This is a genomic window from Spirosoma panaciterrae DSM 21099 (assembly GCF_000374025.1).
Classification (GTDB): Bacteria; Bacteroidota; Bacteroidia; order Cytophagales; family Spirosomataceae; genus Spirosoma; species Spirosoma panaciterrae.
This window is the reverse complement of record NZ_KB893239.1, coordinates 18,378-35,910: the sequence shown is the minus strand read 5'-3', so window position 1 is coordinate 35,910 and position 17,533 is coordinate 18,378. Positions and strand designations below refer to the sequence as shown.

The 17,533-nt window shown below is 49.3% G+C and carries 16 protein-coding genes; 10 read left to right on the top strand and 6 right to left on the bottom strand.

All coding sequences use genetic code 11. The features are described 5' to 3' along the window. Window positions 1-29 precede the first annotated feature (29 nt). From B153_RS0131060 to B153_RS0131050, 3 genes are all read left to right on the top strand, one after another. The gene (locus B153_RS0131060; RefSeq protein WP_020600654.1) at window positions 30-1,328 is read left to right on the top strand and encodes an McrC family protein; all 1,299 of its coding nucleotides are present in this window, start codon (window positions 30-32) and stop codon (window positions 1,326-1,328) included. 89 nt (window positions 1,329-1,417) lie between these two features. Continuing rightward, window positions 1,418-2,734, top strand: coding sequence for a gluconate:H+ symporter (locus B153_RS0131055; RefSeq protein ID WP_020600653.1), 1,317 nt, complete (start codon window positions 1,418-1,420; stop codon window positions 2,732-2,734). Window positions 2,735-2,906: 172 nt separating this feature from the next. Next, window positions 2,907-3,122 (top strand): hypothetical protein, encoded by a 216-nt coding sequence (locus B153_RS0131050; RefSeq protein WP_020600652.1) that lies wholly within the window; start codon window positions 2,907-2,909, stop codon window positions 3,120-3,122. A gap of 178 nt (window positions 3,123-3,300) precedes the next feature. On the opposite strand, the gene B153_RS37930 is transcribed toward B153_RS0131050, so the two are convergent. Next, entirely contained in the window at window positions 3,301-3,462 is a 162-nt protein-coding gene (locus tag B153_RS37930; RefSeq protein WP_020600651.1) for a lmo0937 family membrane protein, read from the bottom strand. Window positions 3,463-3,811: 349 nt separating this feature from the next. Between B153_RS37930 and fumC the strand changes: the two genes are divergently transcribed. From fumC to B153_RS0131015, 6 genes are all read left to right on the top strand, one after another. Next, window positions 3,812-5,212 carry a class II fumarate hydratase gene (gene fumC, locus B153_RS0131040; RefSeq protein ID WP_020600650.1) on the top strand — a complete coding sequence of 467 codons (1,401 nt, stop codon included), beginning with the start codon at window positions 3,812-3,814 and terminating at the stop codon, window positions 5,210-5,212. A gap of 142 nt (window positions 5,213-5,354) precedes the next feature. Then, window positions 5,355-6,029 carry a class I SAM-dependent methyltransferase gene (locus B153_RS0131035; RefSeq protein ID WP_020600649.1) on the top strand — a complete coding sequence of 225 codons (675 nt, stop codon included), beginning with the start codon at window positions 5,355-5,357 and terminating at the stop codon, window positions 6,027-6,029. A gap of 277 nt (window positions 6,030-6,306) precedes the next feature. Further along, window positions 6,307-6,738: a MarR family winged helix-turn-helix transcriptional regulator gene (locus tag B153_RS0131030; protein ID WP_020600648.1), complete on the top strand. Its 432-nt coding sequence runs from the start codon at window positions 6,307-6,309 to the stop codon at window positions 6,736-6,738. A 1-nt stretch (window position 6,739) separates the two neighbouring features. Continuing rightward, window positions 6,740-8,068 (top strand): TolC family protein, encoded by a 1,329-nt coding sequence (locus tag B153_RS0131025; protein WP_020600647.1) that lies wholly within the window; start codon window positions 6,740-6,742, stop codon window positions 8,066-8,068. A 99-nt stretch (window positions 8,069-8,167) separates the two neighbouring features. Continuing rightward, window positions 8,168-9,277 carry an HlyD family secretion protein gene (locus B153_RS0131020; RefSeq protein ID WP_020600646.1) on the top strand — a complete coding sequence of 370 codons (1,110 nt, stop codon included), beginning with the start codon at window positions 8,168-8,170 and terminating at the stop codon, window positions 9,275-9,277. Window positions 9,278-9,385: 108 nt separating this feature from the next. Beyond that, a complete protein-coding gene (locus B153_RS0131015; RefSeq protein WP_020600645.1) occupies window positions 9,386-10,942 on the top strand; it encodes a DHA2 family efflux MFS transporter permease subunit in 1,557 nt (518 codons plus the stop codon). A 219-nt stretch (window positions 10,943-11,161) separates the two neighbouring features. Here the strand turns inward: B153_RS0131015 and ggt are convergent, their stop codons facing one another. Both ggt and B153_RS0131005 read right to left on the bottom strand, forming a co-directional pair. After that, window positions 11,162-12,856 (bottom strand): gamma-glutamyltransferase, encoded by a 1,695-nt coding sequence (gene ggt, locus B153_RS0131010; protein WP_020600644.1) that lies wholly within the window; start codon window positions 12,854-12,856, stop codon window positions 11,162-11,164. Window positions 12,857-12,959: 103 nt separating this feature from the next. Beyond that, window positions 12,960-13,628: a hypothetical protein gene (locus B153_RS0131005; protein WP_020600643.1), complete on the bottom strand. Its 669-nt coding sequence runs from the start codon at window positions 13,626-13,628 to the stop codon at window positions 12,960-12,962. 160 nt (window positions 13,629-13,788) lie between these two features. Here B153_RS0131005 and B153_RS0131000 point away from each other — a divergent pair, with 160 nt between their 5' ends. Beyond that, the gene (locus B153_RS0131000) at window positions 13,789-14,550 is read left to right on the top strand and encodes a LytR/AlgR family response regulator transcription factor (protein WP_157634989.1); all 762 of its coding nucleotides are present in this window, start codon (window positions 13,789-13,791) and stop codon (window positions 14,548-14,550) included. 140 nt (window positions 14,551-14,690) lie between these two features. Here the strand turns inward: B153_RS0131000 and B153_RS0130995 are convergent, their stop codons facing one another. From B153_RS0130995 to B153_RS0130985, 3 genes are all read right to left on the bottom strand, one after another. After that, window positions 14,691-15,305: a hypothetical protein gene (locus tag B153_RS0130995; RefSeq protein ID WP_020600641.1), complete on the bottom strand. Its 615-nt coding sequence runs from the start codon at window positions 15,303-15,305 to the stop codon at window positions 14,691-14,693. A gap of 347 nt (window positions 15,306-15,652) precedes the next feature. Further along, on the bottom strand, window positions 15,653-16,801 hold the full coding sequence (locus B153_RS0130990) for a glycoside hydrolase family 43 protein (RefSeq protein ID WP_020600640.1): 1,149 nt from the start codon (window positions 16,799-16,801) through the stop codon (window positions 15,653-15,655). 81 nt (window positions 16,802-16,882) lie between these two features. Further along, window positions 16,883-17,371 (bottom strand): FKBP-type peptidyl-prolyl cis-trans isomerase, encoded by a 489-nt coding sequence (locus B153_RS0130985; protein ID WP_020600639.1) that lies wholly within the window; start codon window positions 17,369-17,371, stop codon window positions 16,883-16,885. Window positions 17,372-17,533 lie beyond the last annotated feature (162 nt).

The window sequence follows — 17,533 nt, the reverse complement described above, 5'->3', positions numbered from 1 at the left end:
TAAGGGTTCCCACCTGCGCCCCGTTCGGTATGCCCCAAACAATTTCAGTTCTTGAAAACAGCCTCATCGGCTCCCTGGAGCAGTGGGCCGAACCGCCCAGAAATGGGACGTTGGTTCCTGATGCGGTGTTTCAGGTACTGCGCCGATTTGTGTTTGAGCAGGAAGATGCAGAAGGATTGTTGGCATTTTCCATTCAAAAAGGTCGCGAATTGATACAGGTTCGTCAGTACGTTGGCCTGTTACCTGTTCATAACCAGACACAGCTTGAAATCCTGCCTAAAATTGAGTCAACGGATTCCGTCGATCAGGCTAGAGCGCGACTGCTGACCATGTTGCGGCAGCTTCGGCATAGCCCATTTCGTACTCTACCCGATGCCCGGACGCTTGCGGTTTCGTTGCCATTATGGGATGTCTTTATCGCTACTTTTCTCGATACGGTGGAACCACTGGTTCGGCAGGGAATCCAGCATGCGTACGTCCTGATTGAATGCAACGAACAATACTGGAAAGGAAAGTTTCAGGCGACGCGACAGCAACGGGAAAACGCCTGGCATGCCGAACGTTTGGCCGTTGTACACGACAAGCTAACTGCCGATGTAGCCGCTAACCGTATCCTGAAAACCCTGCTCACATACCTGTCTGGCGAAACAACGAATCCGGGGCTGCTGCGCCGGATGGGGCAATTGCTGTGGGCTATGGATGAAGTGCCCGTTTCGGAGTCTTTGGGCGATGATTTCCGGCTTATTCGTCGGTCGGGACGCTTGTTTCGGCGGTATGAAGCCGCTTTGCGCTGGGCCGAAGCTTTGGCTCAGGGGCGAGGGTATGGTGTAAAAACAGGCACTACGCCCAATCTGGCCCTGTTGTTTCCGATGGAGCGGGTTTTTGAAGATTATGTAACGCATGGCATCCGAACGTACTGGCCTGATGGCGACAATGTAAGCATACAGGAGTCCTCGGCCCATCTGGTCGATGAGCACGTAGGTATGCCAAAATTTAAACTTCGTCCAGATGTCATTATCCGTCATAACGACCATACGTTGGTATTGGATATGAAATGGAAGTCGATCAATGCGGCTGAACCGACCCGTTCACAACGTATGGGGAATTACGGTATCGAGCAGGCTGATTTATATCAACTGTATGCCTATGGCAAAAAATATACTGCCGACAATCTGTTTTTGATTTATCCAGCCCGTGAAACCTTCCATCAGCCATTGCCAGTTTTCGATTATGACGCTACAACCCGGCTGCATGTCTGGCCGTTCAGCCTGAGCAATTCACTGGCCGATGAAGTAGAAAAATTAGCCACATACGCTTTTTCCCATTAAACACGACGTCTACGAGTAAAGGCTTGCTAAAGCCCGGGCGTTTGTAGCAACCCACTTCGTAACCAAGCAAAACCCTCCTGCCATTCTATATGCCCCTCATTCTTACATTAATCGGCATTCTGACCCTTGTTTTTTTAGTTGCCTTTGTTCGCCTGGATACGTTCATTTCGTTTGTGCTTGTGGCGTTGGGTATTGGCCTGGCTTCGGGTATGGAAGTTGTGGCCGTCGGAAAATCCATTCAGACGGGTATTGGCGGTACACTGGGTGAACTTGTATTAATTATCGGCTTTGGGGCTATGTTGGGTCGGCTGGTAGCCGAAAGTGGTGCTGCCCGCCGAATCACCGATGTATTGATAGGCTGGTTTGGGATTAAAAATATTCGCTGGGGTCTGGCGCTGGCAGGCTTTGTCATCGGTATTCCACTATTTTACAATGCCGGTTTTATCATTGTTGTACCACTTATTTTTACCATTGCCGCGTCTTCCCGATTGCCCCTGATGTCGGTAGCGGTACCGATGTTGTCTGCTCTATCGGTAGCGCATGGGTATCTGCCTCCGCACCCATCTCCTTCGGCTGTAGCGGGGCAACTCAATGCCAACATAGGGCAGACGCTGCTGTATGGTATCATCGTGGCCATTCCAGCCATCATAATTGCCGGACCTGTTTTCGGTAAAACCCTGACGCACATCAAGGCAACGCCCAACAATGAGTTATTCAATCGGAAAGAAGTGCCTACCCAGAATTTGCCCGGTACATTTATCAGCTTTTTGGTCGCTCTGCTGCCCGTGATTCTGTTGACTACGTTCGGGCCGCTAAAAAACGCAATGGCTGGCGAGTCGATCCTGAAAACCATCGTGACGCTACTGGCTGAACCCTATATCGGGATGCTGCTTTCAGTACTTACGGCTATTTATGCGCTGGGGATCCGTCAGGGGCAAAGCATGAAAGCGATCACCAAAGACCTGGAAGAAGCGGTGAAAGCAGTTGCGCCGATTCTGCTGGTGATTGCCGGAGCGGGTGCCCTTAAGCAAGTGTTCAGCGACAGCGGTACCAGCAAATATATAGGAAGCCTTTTGGCAGATGCCGCAATCCCCCCCCTGCTGCTGGCCTGGGGAATTGCGGCCTTTATTCGGGTGTGCGTAGGTTCGGCTACTGTTGCCGGACTAACTACCGTAGGTATCATATTACCTCTGTTACAGTCGCAACCTATCAAGCCCGAATTGATGGTGCTGGCCATTGGCTCAGGAAGCCTGATGTTTTCACACATTAACGACGGTGGATTCTGGCTCTTCAAGGAATATTTTAACCTGAGTATCGGCCAAACCATTCGAACCTGGTCATTGATGGAAACCATCGTGTCAATTGTGGGTTTGCTAGGCGTTCTGGCCCTCAATCTGGTGGTGTGATACCAGCAGTAGCGTAACGATACCCTGCCTGACAGCCATTCGAATGAGCGTATAGTATGCAAATCAGGAAGCAGGCAACTTTAGCAATGAGGATACAAAAAAACGTCCTGTCTACGGCCGCAATGGCTAGACAGGAAGGTTTTCAATAAGCAGCGAATTTGAAAGACAAGCTGTGTATTACTTAATCGAATCTTTTTTCGTGGTATCGGTCGCCATCGTCGATGATGAGTCGGTTGACATGCTCGTCGAGTCAGAAGTCATAGATGTCGAGTCGGAAACGGTCGTCGTTGATTCAGTGGTTTCAGTTTTGGTGCTGGAACAAGCTGTCGCTAACGCCAGCATAGAGAGCAGAAAAAATGCAGATTTAGCCATGTTTGCTATGAGTTAAAGAGATTGTTTTTCTGTTAATTCCATAAAATCAAAAAAGTAACCCATGCTACCTGCTGTTTTTTAGCATTTTGGTCAGTTGGGTAACAAAAAAAGCCCCTGTTCTGAGCAGAGGCTTTCTGGAGTATATCTTGCTACTAGATGATGGGTTCGTTCGAACACCGGCATCAATAATCGTTTCAGACACTGCGGCCTTGAATGAGACGTAGCAGGATCATAATGACTGCAATTACCAATAGCACGTGAATGATGCCACCCAAACCAAAACTGTTAAATCCTAAAAAGCCCAATAGCCATACAATGATCAGAATGACGGCTATAGTATACAGAAGATTGCCCATGATTGTAGTTTCCTTAACGTTGAAATTAGGTGAATTGTAAGTAAAACTACGGTTGCCTTAATTTGTTAGCGAAGTTGGATTAATTCTGAAAAAAATTATCTCGCTGTGCACTAATTCAGGCATCCAAGTGAATGGCTATGTTAAGCGAGAATTGAATGCCTCTGTGGAATGGTTCGTGAATTGACCCGTAGGGCACAGGTAGACAAAGATTAGAATTCATTTCAACGCTGTCCTCCTGCAATATAACTTTGCAGCCGTATTTAAAGAGCGAAAGAGTGAATGAGCGAAAGGGCGAAAACGCTACTGAAGCCAGGCACTCTTTCACTCATTCACTCTTTCGCCTATTTTCATGGAATACCGCATCGAAAAAGACACGATGGGGCAGGTTCAAGTACCAGCCAACGTCTATTGGGGCGCCCAGACCCAGCGCTCGATTGAAAACTTCAAAATTGCTCAGGACATTAATAAAATGCCCAAAGAGATTATCCGGGCGTTTGCATACCTTAAAAAAGCCGCTGCCCTGACAAACCTCGACGCGGGGGTACTCCCTCAGGAGAAGAGCGACCTCATCGGGCAGGTCTGCGACGAAATTCTGGAGGGTAAACTGGATGATCAGTTCCCGCTGGTGGTGTGGCAAACGGGCTCGGGTACCCAGTCGAACATGAACGTCAATGAAGTTGTTGCCTATCGCGCTCACGTACTGCATGGTGGACAGCTTACCGACGAGAAAAAGTTCCTGCACCCGAACGATGATGTCAATAAGTCGCAGTCGTCGAACGATACGTTCCCAACGGCCATGCACATTGCTGCGTATAAAATTCTGCTCGACGTAACCATCCCTGGCATTACCAAACTACGAAATACGCTGGCCGAAAAGTCGAAGCAGTTTATGCACATCGTCAAAATTGGCCGCACCCACTTCATGGATGCCACGCCGTTGACCGTAGGGCAGGAGTTTTCGGGCTATGTATCGCAACTGGATCACGGACTACGAGCCATCAATAACTCACTGGCTCATCTGAGTGAACTGGCCCTGGGCGGAACAGCCGTTGGTACAGGTATCAACACCCCTCCCAATTATTCCGAAAATGTAGCCAAACACATTGCTACCCTTACAGGATTACCCTTTGTAACGGCCGAAAATAAATTTGAAGCCCTGGCCGCTCACGATGCCATTGTAGAAGCGCATGGCGCGCTGAAAACCGTTGCCGCCAGTCTGATGAAAATCGGTAACGACATTCGGATGCTGTCGTCGGGGCCACGGGCGGGGATTGGTGAACTGCATATTCCTGACAACGAACCGGGTTCATCGATCATGCCGGGTAAAGTGAACCCAACCCAGTGCGAAGCCATGACGATGGTGGCTGCTCAGGTAATGGGCAACGACGTAGCCATCAACTTTGGTGGTGCGATGGGCCACTTTGAACTGAACGTATTCAAGCCGGTCATGATCTACAACTTCCTGCACTCTGCACGTTTGATTGGCGATGTATGTGTATCGTTCAACGATAAATGTGCTGAAGGAATCGAACCGATTGAAGCAAACATTAAAAAGCACGTCGATTCGTCACTCATGCTGGTTACGGCGCTGAATACCAAAATTGGGTACTACAAGGCTGCTGAAATTGCCCAGACGGCTCACAAAACCGGCTCGACCCTGAAAGAAACGGCGCTGAAACTCGGCTACCTGACCGAAGACGAATTCAACGAATGGGTAAAACCCGAGGATATGGTTGGGGAGATCAAATAGGCCCGCCTGTACCGCAACTCGAAAGACCTCAGCAATGGGGTCTTTTTTTATGGCCCTGATGAACGTATATGTTGGTTACTTGTATATATTTATGGTTTATTGGTTGCGTTGGCTTAGTTTTTGCCAATGCGAATCGAGCCGTATGAAAAAGCCGCTTCTTCTACTTATTTCTTGTTTAATAAGCTATGCTTCGTGTGCCCAACGTATCGATTGGGCCATTGGCATTAATAAGTGGTATACCCGATCAGCAGGGATAAACTGGTTACTGGCGCATTATCGCCCCATCTATAATTTTCAACCGGGAGAGAAAGTCGCTAGCATTGGGGCAGGACAGGGGATACGGGAAGTTGTTTTTTCGCTAATGGCCGATAGCCTGACCATGTACTTACAAGATCTTGATCCCTATTGGCTCGAACCCGATCGGCTGGCAGTGGCCGTACAGGCTATATACAAAAAGGCAGAGCGAATTGCCTGCACATCAACCTTCGTACCTGTGCGGGGCAAAGAAAAGGAAACACAGCTACCTAACCAGTATTTCGATAAAATTATCGTAGAAAATAGCCTGCATGAATTTACCTATCAGGCCGATATGATACAGCACATTCGGGAAAATCTGAAACCGAGCGGGCAGTTATTTATCTGGGAGGCTATCGCTACTAACCCGAACCGAAAGCACACCGATTGTGGTAAGCCAATGTTTACGGATGAAACGCTGATCAAACTTTTGTCAGAAAACGGCTTTCACTTTGTCAGCAAGACGGTGGTTAACCCTGATCGTGGAAAAGATGCTGTTTTTCAGTTTTCAGTTTCTGAGTAACGGCTGGTTTCGATTGGTGTAAAAAAGATCAGGTGAAGTGATGTTCGATTAAAATTGTATTAAAAATCTACAATTCATATATAGGAAAAATTATAGTTTATAGGCATATAGTCTAGAATTGAATTTTGTATTATTCGAATAGAAAGACCTGTTTGTACTAATCAAAGTATTTTAAAGTCTTATTTTTCTAAGATAACGGTTTTTTGAAATATTCACGTTTAAACGAAATTTGTTTAAACAAGTATTAGTTATACATTTGTCTCGCTCTTACAAAACGATGGAAAATCAGTTCCGAAACGAATACCACCGGCTCATTGTCAATCTGCACAAAACAGATGGGTACATCTTCAATCATTTTCAGCAGAAGCTGGCCCCATTCGATTTGTCAGTACAGCAGTATAAAGCCCTTCGCCTGCTTTCGGATGTCTTCCCAAACAGCCTGTCGGCAGGGGAACTGAAGGAGAAAATGACTGACATGAACTCCGATATGACCCGGCTTATTGATCGGCTGGTGGCTAAAAATCTGGTCGTTCGAGAAGTGGACCCAACAAATCGACGGCGGGTAAATCTGCGGTTAACCAACGAGTCGGATCAGTTTGTCAGGAAGGTGGCTACTGAGTTCAGCGACTTTGAATCCATCGTTAGTCAATTGACAGAGGAAGAGGTAAATGTTATGAACAAACTTCTGGAAAAAATTAGAAATCGATAATATGAAAAAGTACATCATAGGGGTTGGGGTTCTGCTGGCAAGCCTGGGCTGGTCAGTTGCACAAACAACACCGACCAGTATGCCACTTAACCAGGCTGTTCAGCTAGCCCTCCAGAACAACAAAGGCATAAAACTGGCTGATTCGCGCACGCAGGCGGCCGAGGCCCGGTTGCAGGAAACGAAAGACCGGAGTTTGCCAACGGCCAATGCATCGCTTGCCTATTCGCGCTATAGCCTGACCGGACCGTTTTCGTTTGGCAAGGGCGACGATGGTAAGGCGCTGTTTGGGATTCCGGCTGGCGCTTTTAACGCAACGATGGGCGGGGCTACCATCAGCAAAGAAGTGTTTGGAGGATTTGCCGAAAAATCGGCGGAGAAATCAGCGGAGTTACTGGCCAAAGCCAGTCATCTGGATGCGCAGCGCAACCGTTCTGAACTGGTATACACCGTAACGGATGCCTATTATAATATTGTCAAACTGGCCCGGTCGGTGGGGGTTATCGAGCAAAATATCCGCCAGTTTGAGGAGAAAGAACGCGATGCCCAGAATTTACAGAAGGAAGGTGTCGTAACGGCCAATGAAGTGCTGAAAATACAACTTCAGAAAAATAACCTGAATTTGAGTCGTTTGCAGGTCGAGAAAGCGCGTCAGACAGCCCTCTATAATTTTAACCTGTTGATTGGGCTGCCTGAAAACCAGCAGATCGCTGTCGATACGGTGCTGGCCAATCCAGCCGCCGTAACGGAATCGTTGGGTTCGTTTCTGGATCGGGCCGTACAAGCCCGGCCCGAAGTACAGGCCAATGCGCTGCGGGTGCAGTCGAGCCAGGAAATGCTTCGGAACACCAAAAGTGGTATGTATCCGCACCTGGGTGTATCGCTGGGGTATAACTACATCAACCCAACTGCCCGACTTTTTCCTGAAGCCAGCTCGTTTATCAGTGCCTGGAATGTTGGGGCCGGAATTTCGTATAACATCGGGTCGATTTACAATATGAAAGGGAAACTGCACAGTGCCCAAACGGCCATCGATCAGGCCAATTTGCAGGGGCAGCAGCAAACCGATCAGATCCGGTCAGAAGTGGTTACGGCCTTTAACAACTACCAGCTAGCCCTCGAACAGCAGAATGTGATTCGTACCGCTGTGGGTCAGGCACAGGAAAATTACCGCCTGACCGAATCGCGCTTTCGGAATGGATTGGTTGGCTCGACCGACCTCCTGGAAGCGAATAGCTTTCTGCTTCAGGCTCAACTCAACGTCATCAATGCCACCGTCGACGCACAACTGGCTTATCAGCGTCTGTTGAAAGCGACGGGCTCAAATCTTTAATCGTCATTCAATGGTCATTTATTGTCATTCGTTGCGATGGCAACTAACGACGGGTAATGACCACTAAATGCCTCAAAACTGACTATTTAAATTAAAATCATGGATAAGAAAACATTATTCCGCGTAGGTGGTGTCATCGTTCTGGCTATTGCCCTCTTTTTTGGGTACAGCGAGTTTCGCTACCTGCAACGCCACGAAACTACTGACGATGCGCAGGTCGACGGGGATGTAAACCCGGTTATTCCCAAAGCCAGTGGGTACGTGAAAGAAATTCGCTTTAAGGATAATCAGCCTGTAAAAGAAGGGGATACCCTGTTTGTATTGGATGATGCGGATTACCGCATCCGGTTGGAGCAGGCCGAAGCAGCCTTACAAAGTGCGCTGGCGGCCGCCGGGGTATCGCGTTCGCAGGTGGCTGTGGCGTCGGCTACCATTCAAAGCTCAGAAGCTACTGTGCAAACGGCTCGTAATCAGGTGGCAACGGCCCAGGCCAACGTAACAGCCGCTCAGGCGCGGGCCCGGAAGGCCAATCAGGATTTTGAGCGCTACAGTCGATTGCTGGCCGAAAAAACCGTACCACAACAACAGTTCGATGCGGTTCAGGCCGAACGCGATGCGGCCCAGGCTCAGTTGCAGGCGGCTCAGGCTCAGTTGCAAACGGCCCAGTCGCAGGTAGCGGCTGCCGGAACACAAACGGGCGTGACCAGTTCGCAACGTCGGGCTACCGAAGGCCAGATTACGGTGGCTCAGGCAGCGATCAAGCAACGTCAGGCCGATCTGGAAATGGCAAAACTTCAGTTGTCGTACACGGTGATCAAAGCGCCGGTGTCGGGTGTGGTATCGAAACGGTCAGTGCAGATCGGTCAGTTGGTACAGGCTGGGCAGGCCGTTTGTTCGGTAGTTGGAAACACGAACCTGTGGGTAACGGCCAACTTCAAAGAAACGCAATTGAAACAAATGCAGCCCGGCCAGACGGTCGACATTGATGTCGATGCTTTTGGTGGCGACAAGCTGGTAGGCCACGTTGGTTCGTTTGCCGGAGCAACTGGAGCTAAATTCTCGCTGCTTCCTCCCGACAATGCTACGGGCAACTACGTGAAAGTAGTACAACGGATTCCGGTTCGGATCGAATTGGACAAAAATAGCCCGTTGTATGCCAAAATCCGTCCGGGGATGAGCGTTACCGTAGCGGTCGATTTGCAGAAATAAGGGATTTACGGAGGTGACGTTGGCCGATTGCAGCGGTTTGCAAGCCCGCCATTCTCTCGTCAGCAATAGGGTCGGGTTCATAAACCCGACACCACAACAAACTTCATTATGAATTTAGGATTTGATAAATGGGTGGTCGTATTGACGGTGACGACAGCAGCTCTGCTGCAAACCATCGACTCGTCGATTGTAAACGTAACCCTGAACCAGATGATGGGAAACCTTGGCGCATCGCTGGGCGACATTAGCTGGGTCGTAACGGGTTATGCAGCCGCCAGCGCCGTAATGATCACCATGTCGGGCTGGCTAACTGCGAAACTGGGTCGTCGAAATTACTTTGCCGCTTCCATCGTCCTGTTTACCATCGCTTCCATTTTTTGCGGATTATCGACCAATGTTTGGGAGTTGGTATTTTTTCGGGTTGTACAGGGTATTGGAGGGGGAGGGTTGCTGACAACAGCGCAATCCATTCTGATTCAGACCTTTCCGAAAGAGCAGTTGGGGATTGCCAACGCCATTTTCGGGATGGGGGTTATCATTGGGCCGTCGATTGGTCCAACCCTGGGTGGCTACATCACCGATAACCTGTCGTGGAACTGGGTGTTTTACATCAATATCCCCTTTGGTATTCTGGCGACGTTTCTGACGTATGCTTACATCAAGGAACCGGCCGAGAAAGTGCAGGCGGGTGGCATGGACTGGCTGGCGCTCATATTGCTGACAATGGGTATCGGGGGCTTACAGATCGTGCTGGAAAAAGGGCAGGAAGAAGATTGGTTTACCTCAGAGTTTATTGTCGTCATGTCTGTTGCGGCCGCTATTGGTCTGATCGGGTTTATCTGGCGTCAGTTAGCCGTAAAGCTGCCAATTCTGGATCTGAGTTTGTTGCGACAGCGACGATTTGCCGTGGGTACTTTGTTTAATTTTATTCTAGGATTTGGTCTGTTTGCATCCGTCTTTATCATTCCGGTTTTCTGTCAGACGATTCTGGGCTTTACGGCCAGCCAAACAGGGTTGTTGCTGATGCCAGGATCGATTATGACGGGGCTGATGATGCCGGTTGTGGGGGGCTTGCTCAGTAAGAACTACATTTCGCCTATCTGGTATGCAGCCATCGGGTTCCTATTGTTCTTTGGTTTCTGTTTCGATCTATCGGCCATCAGCCTGGATGCGGGTCCGGATTATTTCTTCTGGCCACTGATTATCCGGGGTATAGGGATGGGGATGATCTTTATTCCCCTAACGACCATTACCCTGGCCGATTTGAAGAACATCGAAATTCCACAGGGGTCAGCCCTAACGGGTATGATCCGTCAGTTGGGTGGTACATTTGGGACTGCCATCATGACCACCTACATTTCGACCCGCACGGTATTTCATGCATCCCGGTTGTCGGACAACATCTCGATGTATAATCCGTTATCGGCCGAGCGCATCCGGCAGTTTACGAATCTGTTTCTGTCGAAAGGCGATGCGTTGATGACGGCTACCGGAAAGGCTTATGGGATGATGCAGGGTACGGTAATGCGGCAGGCACTGGTCATGACCTATGCGGATTCATTCCTGATTATTGGCGCTTTCTTTCTGGTGTGTGTCCCGTTGCTTCTCCTTTTCATAGGTAAGAAAATTCAGGCATCGGCCCATACCGAAATGGTCATGGAGTAAGCTATTAAGTTGTGTTTTGTTCATTTGTTGTTTGGACATCGGACGGTCATTAGACTGTCCGATGTTTTTTGTATTCAGAGTATAGTTGCCCTGTAAGCGAAGATTCCTCCTGCCGCACCGACATACCAGTCGGAATGTCAGCAGGCATAAACTTTAATCACAGTGCAATAGAGTTCTTGAAAAGTATGGAGACCTGTAAAGGGGCTATCGGCCCCGTTGCTAAAACCCTGCTGCCTGCCCGTCTTTTCGGGATTCGGTGGCACCGTGGTAGACCTTGTTTTTAGCGTCGTACATGATGGCCTGATACCCACCATAGCCACCTATTCCATAGCCAATTTTATGGCCTTTACGCATCAGGTCGCGGATGGTTTCGTACGGGTACCCGGATTCAAGCGTAATCAGGCCCGAGTCGACCATTTTTTCGCCAGTGGGTTCTGAGGAGCCGCTGTGGTCGATGCGGGGGGCATCGCCCGCTTCCTGCGGATTCATGCCATAATCGATCATATTCATCAGAATTTCGGTGTGGCCAAGTGGCTGAAAACTGCCGCCCATTACGCCAAAACTCATAAACGGTTGCCCATCTTTGGTGACGAATGCCGGAATGATGGTTTGGAAAGGTCGCTTGTGGGGAGCGTACGTATTGTTCTGGCCCTCGGTCAGGCTATATAGTTCGCCCCGATCCTGAAACATGAACCCCAGGCCATCGGCTACCATCCCAGAGCCAAACCCCCGGTAATTGCTCTGAATCAGCGATACCATATTGCCTTCTTCATCGGCTACGGTCAGATAGATGGTGTCGCCCTGCTTCAGGGCAGGATTTCCGGCATCGACCCGGCTGGCAGCCCGGTTTGGGTCAATGAGTTTCCGGCGCTCTGCGGCATAGGCCTTGCTGATTAGGTCTTTTACAGGGATTTGGGCAAAGGCAGGGTCCGCATAGTATTTGGCCCGATCTTCGAAAGCCAGTTTTTTGGCTTCAACAAATAAGTGAATATGCTCCGGGCTTCCCCACGGAATTTTCGAAAAATCATACCCTTCCAGAATGTTCAGCATCTGTAACGTGCAAATTCCCTGGCTGTTCGGTGGCAATTCCCATACATCGTAGCCCCGATAATTGGTCGAAACGGGTTCGACCCATTCGGAGGTATGATCGGCCAGGTCCTTGGCGCTGAGATAACCCCCTACACGTTTCATAAACCCATCGATGGTCTGAGCAATTTCACCTGTATAGAAGGCATCGCGTCCACCCTTTGCAATCTTTTCGAGCGTATTGGCCAAGGCCGGATTCTTAAAGATTTCACCCCGTTTGGGGGCCATGCCGTTGGGCGCATAGGTTTCCTTTACATTGGGGTATTTGCTAAAACGAGCAATCATGGATGGCCAATAGAAGGCCGCTTCATCATGGACTGGATACCCTTCACGAGCATACCGGATCGCATGCGAGAGAATCTTCGGCATCGGTGTTTTTCCAAATCGCTTATGGAGTTCGAACCAGCCATCCACGCAACCCGGTGTCGATATGGGCAGTGGGCCATCGGACGGAATGTGGGTAAGGCCGCGCTTCTTAAATTCAGCCAGCGTAAGGCTATATGGCGACCGGCCCGACGCATTCAGGCCATATAGTTTTTTGGTTTTAGCATCCCAGACAATAGCAAACAGATCGCCACCAATTCCGTTGACATGGGGTTCTACCAGACCTTCCATAGCGTTGGCGGCAATGGCTGCGTCGATGGCATTGCCGCCTGAACGAAGAATGTCGATGGCAGCCTGCGTTGATAACGGATGGGATGTACAGGCCATGCCATGTTGCGCCATCACGACCGATCGGGTAGCAAAAGACTTACCCATAAGTCGATCCTGGGCGAACATCGATGTGGCAATACAGAGCAGAAAGTAAAAGAGGAAGAGGTGTTTCATGAGGTTGTATGAAGTTCAAAACTCGTTGTACCACAGTGGGGTAATCTGTGGTACAAGATAACCAATTTGCTCTTTCTTACCACATTTGCCAGGTAGAGTGGTTTTAACCCGCCTGCCTGAACGAAATTGGATCGGGGGAGCGTCGTTGGCTACGGGCTCGTTTCCAGATAAAATAAGCAATAGCGCTCACACAAATTACGGAAGGCAGTATCTGGCTATACGGTTTGTAATGCGGCAGAACGGTACCTGAAAAGGCAGAGAAAATGGCGCTATAGGCCGATAGCATCTTGTAAATATGTTCGTAGAGCCACCAACTTTTAAGTCGTTCGTATAACCAGAAATATTTGAGTAAATCATAGCCTCCCACCAGTGCCAGTGCCGATAAGGTCGAATAGACCACCGCTGGCGACCAGTTGCTGCCAGTCAGTTGCATAGACCAGGCAAACAGGCTGCCTGCCAGTAGTACACTGATTGTAATCAGCACATCGATTAGTGGGCTTTTGCGTTCGCGAAGCCAAACCGTACGATAGCCAGCATAGCCAACATAGCCACCCAGTAGCGTCAGCATCAGCAAAAAGGGATTGGACCGAAAGAAAAGAATACCAATGAATGCCGTTCCGACGACGAGGCTTAGGCAGTACAGAAAATAGCGTCCAGACCGAACATGGCGTACGGGTTGGTTTTGATAAAAGAGGGCAAATAATCCGATAAGTAAAGCGAGCGTACCAAACGTAATGTGGATACCAAGATTGAGCCAGTGAAGCGTTTGCATAAAAGCGGGCTTCGGGGGTTGTGCAGGACCGAAGCGATACCCAATTTGGCAGGTTGCCGAACGCATTCCAGGGTAAACGTGATCAGATGCAGTTGTCTGTGACGAAGACCGTTTGTCACGGAATGGCTGGCTGAATCCATTTCAAGCGGTAAATTGCTTTATGCAACGTCTACGTATTCCGGACACGATCATCATTCGTAACCTGCTGGGGCTAGGGGCCTTGGTCCTGGCCCACTATCTTACTGATGTGTATGCTATTGGGGGGCGGGCTGGTTGGTCCAAACTATCACCTTATTTCTACCTGCTCTTGCTGTATGGCTGGATTGTGTTTCACAATCGATTCCTGTTTGAACGGCTTTTTCTCCAAGGTAAAAAAGCACTCTATATTGGCTGTGTGTTTTTGCTGATGACCCTGGGATCGTTTAACATGAATTTTGTATTGCATACCGAATTCAATATCGATCATTCATTGCCTTATCTGGTAAATTTCTGGGTGTATACGGTCACAGGGCTCGGTGTGTTTATTACGTACAGATTTGTATCCACTCGCTCCGAATCGGGAACGATAAGCCCAAAACCTCGCACCGAACATACGGCAACAAATGAATCAGGAACATTTTCCTGTATGGTGGATGGGGTTCGGCAGGCTATACCGTATTCCGATATTCAGTATATCGAAAGCCTGGAGAACTACCTGAAAATCTTTACTAGTCGGACGCTATATGTCACCCGATTGACGATGAAAGAAGCTGAAGAACGCCTGCCCAGGCGACAGTTTATTCGAATCAGCCGGTCTTGTATTGTACATACGCTATGGGTTAGCAAACGTGAGGCCGACGCGTTCTGGATCGATTCAAAAGAATTACGCATTGGCCGGGTCTATAAGCGATACGTGACGGAGCAGTTGGGAGAGCTGAATTGAGGTGGTTGACAGATAACATACTCAGCCATTTCGGGGGCTTTAGGCCCAAAAAAAATACAACTGGGTTGGCATGGAAACTATGGGCCTGATTGGTGAAGGATGCGTGCCCGTAAAAGCCAGGCTGATCGTAAAGTAGTTGACTAGCCTTCGGCGTGCAGAGGTTCTGGAACCGTCCGGACTAGGTAGCCCAGTGCGCCCCAGCACACGGTAGCATACACACCCGAAAGGGTTAAGGCTATGAGCATACCGCCAGACGCTATGGAGGGAGCCAGCCTAGGTAGGAGTAGAGGAGTCAACTTGCCTAGTAGGGCTGTAAACGGTAACCACAGGCCCACTGCCAGGGGAACGTAGCGAAGCCACCCCTGTAAGACTCCCTCCCGGGCGACGGTTATGCCAACCAGGAGCATCGTTAGCATACTAATGGGCCAGAAGGCATCCAGAAACCAGAACAAAGGCGTGCCTGCCCAGGGCTCTATGGCATTATACATATTCCAGCAATTGGCCAACGTTAACGTGAGCAGATTAGCGGGAATGATCCAACGGCCAAAGCTAGAGTATCCCGTTGCCTTCAGGCGCATGAGGCCAACCAGACTACCCATCCAGGGCAGCATAAAAACGAGGCCGCTCAGGCCATCAAAAGCCGTTTTTTTTAATTCCGGGATTTGCTCCATCAGGAGCATTCCGATCAGCATACAAGGAGCACTTAGCAGGCCCAGAGTGCCGAGAGTGCGGTTGGTCAGCGGGAGGGTGTTCATCGATTGGTGCTGGTCGGCTCCAGCGGTTAAAGGTTATTGCGATTGCGTGCCCAAAACTAGCCAGTCCGGTAGGGGGGATGCAACGGCAATGATCTTCAACTGGCAAATAGCCGATTTCAACGGTTATTTTTCCTGCGTGACTTGTGAGAAAAACAAATACGCATGATCTCCACTAATCTTTGTTTTTGGGTTCAATAGCGAATCAATAGCCCTATCGGAGAGGCAACCTACGCACCTGCTGACCATCTGCACCCATGCCAGGTTTTCTCGGAAGAAAAAGACGTTCGCCAAGAAACTTCGGAGATAGAAAGCAACCGAAAGGGGGAAGCACATCGCGCGGGACCTTTTTATCGACCGCTTGACGGAAGCTTTTGGGGCGTAGTTGTCGGCCCTAAAACCTTGATGATGCCTTTACCTACTTCCATTCGGTCAATAAAAACCACCCGTTCGTCGCCGGTTTTCGAGGTTCTGGCGTGATATACGCAAAACATTTCTTTCCCATCCGGCGAGTACGTAATGCTATTATGCCCCGTTCCGGTAACGGAGCCTCCCCTGGGCGTATTTTTCTCTACAATCGGGTTATTGGCCGCTTTTTTATAGGGGCCTAAAGGCGAACTGGCGGTAGCGTACCCAATGGCGTAATGCTGGCCACCAAAATAATTGGCCGAATACATCATGTAATAGGTGTTGCCTTTCTTGAACGTAACTGAGCCTTCCGTCCAGCGCCGGTTCACTTCGCGGGCCGTTACAGATCGGCTTTCCCAGTCCGACTGCTTGTCGCCTAGTTTAACCGGGGGACGCAGCAATAAAACCGGCTCACCAACAACGCCCGAAAAATCCGATTTGAGTTCGATACCATATACCCAACTTTCTTCAATTTCCTTGAACCATCCTTTCTGACGGGCTAAATCGGCTACCTCGCTCTCGACTGGATGTTTGTAGCAGCAGCGCGAATAGTACAGATAGGCTTTGCCATCGGTATCGAAAAACACATTGGCATCAATGATGGGATAACCCGGATCAAAGATGGGTTTGTTGGTCAGGTCGATAAAGGGGCCAGTAGGCTTATCGGCCACGGCTACTCCGATTCGGAAATTTTCTTCTTCATGGGTTGGATTGACTTTCCATTGAGCACTATAAAAAAGATAAAACTTGCCCTTTACCTCATAAACTTCCGGTGCCCAGTACGCACCGCCCCACTTCGCATTCGGATCGCTCCAGCCTTGGGGATTATCGTGAAAATAGACCTGACCTTCCCGTTTCCAACTGACCATGTCGTCGGACGAATAAGCTACAAACCCCTTATTGGCTCCTGCACCTGTGCCGTACATATAATACTTGCCCTGCGTATGCAACACGAACGGATCACCAAATTGAACCGATAGCGGATTCGAATAGGTGTCTTTGGCCGACACGCCACGTTGTAAAGTCTGGGCTATTGACTGATGCATGAACAGACTCGTGGATACAAGGAGCAAAAACAGGTTTTTAAGCATAACAGTATTTGTTTCTGGAGAGACGCTTGTTTGGTAAAGCGGCTGGTACGTGGGAATCGTAGAACTGCCTCAATGACCAGATTAATGAATAGCCAGTAGGTCGATCTGGAAAATCAGAATCGAATGAGCCGGAATATCTCCTTGCTGCTGATCCCCATACGCTAACGAAGGCGGCAGATACAGTGTAATCTGTCCGCCCGGGGCAATAAGGGGAATCCCTTCCTGCCAACCTACTATCAGTTGATTAAGGCCAAAGCGAACATCATCTCCGCTGTCGAAACGGGTACCATCCGTTAAGCGACCTTCATAATTGACACTAACGTTGGAACAGACATTGGGTTTTGCGCCACTGCCCGGCGACTGAATGGTATAATAAAATCCTCGCTTATCGGCCGTAGCCTTAATTCCCTTCGACTCGATGTATTGTTTGAGTTGGGCGATCTCCTGTTCGGGCGCCGTTGTCGTTACCAGCGTTTGCTCACAGGGTGTCTGGTTTGCAGACTGACAATTGGATAGAAGCGCCAGGCTGATCATACCAATTCCAATCGGTTTCAATAGGATTCTGAACATGGCCGCAAGGTAGGGCTTTTTCGGACGAGTTTTTCCAATGTAGGAAGGATTGTACTGGCAACAGGGTTGTGATGGGGGCTGGGTTATTGATCGAATAGGCATATGACAATCTCAGGTATAATTGCATGGTAGCGTTCTTTTAATCTATATGATTTGCTATGT

What these genes read in the sequence shown, in the direction of transcription:
- B153_RS0131060 (WP_020600654.1), top strand. Translation starts at nt 30, where the DNA reads ATGCCCCAAACAATTTCAGTTCTTGAAAACAGCCTCATCGGCTCCCTG.
- B153_RS0131055 (WP_020600653.1), top strand. Translation starts at nt 1,418, where the DNA reads ATGCCCCTCATTCTTACATTAATCGGCATTCTGACCCTTGTTTTTTTA.
- B153_RS37930 (WP_020600651.1), bottom strand. Translation starts at nt 3,462, where the DNA reads ATGGGCAATCTTCTGTATACTATAGCCGTCATTCTGATCATTGTATGG.
- fumC (WP_020600650.1), top strand. Translation starts at nt 3,812, where the DNA reads ATGGAATACCGCATCGAAAAAGACACGATGGGGCAGGTTCAAGTACCA.
- B153_RS0131035 (WP_020600649.1), top strand. Translation starts at nt 5,355, where the DNA reads ATGAAAAAGCCGCTTCTTCTACTTATTTCTTGTTTAATAAGCTATGCT.
- B153_RS0131030 (WP_020600648.1), top strand. Translation starts at nt 6,307, where the DNA reads ATGGAAAATCAGTTCCGAAACGAATACCACCGGCTCATTGTCAATCTG.
- B153_RS0131025 (WP_020600647.1), top strand. Translation starts at nt 6,740, where the DNA reads ATGAAAAAGTACATCATAGGGGTTGGGGTTCTGCTGGCAAGCCTGGGC.
- B153_RS0131020 (WP_020600646.1), top strand. Translation starts at nt 8,168, where the DNA reads ATGGATAAGAAAACATTATTCCGCGTAGGTGGTGTCATCGTTCTGGCT.
- B153_RS0131015 (WP_020600645.1), top strand. Translation starts at nt 9,386, where the DNA reads ATGAATTTAGGATTTGATAAATGGGTGGTCGTATTGACGGTGACGACA.
- ggt (WP_020600644.1), bottom strand. Translation starts at nt 12,856, where the DNA reads ATGAAACACCTCTTCCTCTTTTACTTTCTGCTCTGTATTGCCACATCG.
- B153_RS0131005 (WP_020600643.1), bottom strand. Translation starts at nt 13,628, where the DNA reads ATGCAAACGCTTCACTGGCTCAATCTTGGTATCCACATTACGTTTGGT.
- B153_RS0131000 (WP_157634989.1), top strand. Translation starts at nt 13,789, where the DNA reads ATGCAACGTCTACGTATTCCGGACACGATCATCATTCGTAACCTGCTG.
- B153_RS0130995 (WP_020600641.1), bottom strand. Translation starts at nt 15,305, where the DNA reads ATGAACACCCTCCCGCTGACCAACCGCACTCTCGGCACTCTGGGCCTG.
- B153_RS0130990 (WP_020600640.1), bottom strand. Translation starts at nt 16,801, where the DNA reads ATGCTTAAAAACCTGTTTTTGCTCCTTGTATCCACGAGTCTGTTCATG.
- B153_RS0130985 (WP_020600639.1), bottom strand. Translation starts at nt 17,371, where the DNA reads ATGTTCAGAATCCTATTGAAACCGATTGGAATTGGTATGATCAGCCTG.